Genomic DNA, 1,035 nt, shown 5'->3' on the forward strand with positions numbered 1-1,035 from the left:
AGTGTGAGCGATTCAACAAGCACAAGTACATCAGATAGTGCATCAACATCAACAAGCGTGAGCGATTCAACAAGTGCAAGCACATCATTAAGTGAGTCAACATCAACAAGTGTGAGTGACTCAACAAGTGCAAGTACATCGTTAAGTGAGTCAACATCAACAAGTGTGAGCGACTCAACAAGCACAAGCACATCAGATAGCACTTCAGAATCAACAAGCGTGAGTGACTCAACAAGCGAAAGCACATCATTGAGTGCGTCAACATCAACGAGTGTGAGCGATTCAACAAGCACAAGTACATCAGATAGTGCATCAACATCAACAAGCGTGAGTGACTCAACAAGTGCAAGCACATCAGATAGTGCATCAACATCAACGAGTGTGAGTGACTCAACAAGTGCAAGCACATCATTAAGTGCGTCAACATCAACAAGCGTGAGCGATTCAACAAGCACAAGTACATCAGATAGTGCATCAACATCAACAAGCGTGAGTGACTCAACAAGTGAGAGCACGTCATTAAGTGGATCAGAAAGTGCGAGTCTTTCAGACTCATTAAGTGAAAGCACATCAGATAGTGCATCAACATCAACAAGTATGAGCGATTCAACAAGCGCAAGCACATCAGATAGTGAATCAACATCAACAAGTATGAGCGATTCAACAAGCGCAAGAACATCAGATAGTGCATCAACATCAACAAGCGTGAGCGCGTCAACAAGTACAAGTACATCATTAAGTGCATCAATATCAACAAGTGTGAGTGATTCAACAAGCGCAAGTAATTCAGATAATTCAAGCACATCGGTATCATTTAGTATGGGTAAACCTGAAAGCCATTCATTGCCAGAATTTGATTTGCCATCATACATTGCTTCTGAATCAACAAGCACATCATTAAGTATTTCGACAAGTATGAGCGCATCAACAAGTACAAGTGCGTCAGCAAGTGCCTCAACATCAGCAAGTACGAGCACATCGATAAGTCCAAGTACGTCATCAAGTGGCTCAACATCAGCAAGCACGAGCACATCG

General features: G+C 42.4%; 1 protein-coding gene. It reads right to left on the bottom strand.

What is annotated here, in order from left to right; translation table 11 throughout:
* A partial coding sequence (locus KA878_RS13180; RefSeq protein WP_281059641.1) for a hypothetical protein occupies positions 1–1,035 on the bottom strand: 1,035 nt, incomplete at both ends.

Origin of the sequence: Staphylococcus sp. GDY8P57P, from assembly GCF_017892585.1 — a bacterium.
In the GTDB taxonomy this organism is placed as follows: Bacteria; Bacillota; Bacilli; order Staphylococcales; family Staphylococcaceae; genus Staphylococcus; species Staphylococcus borealis.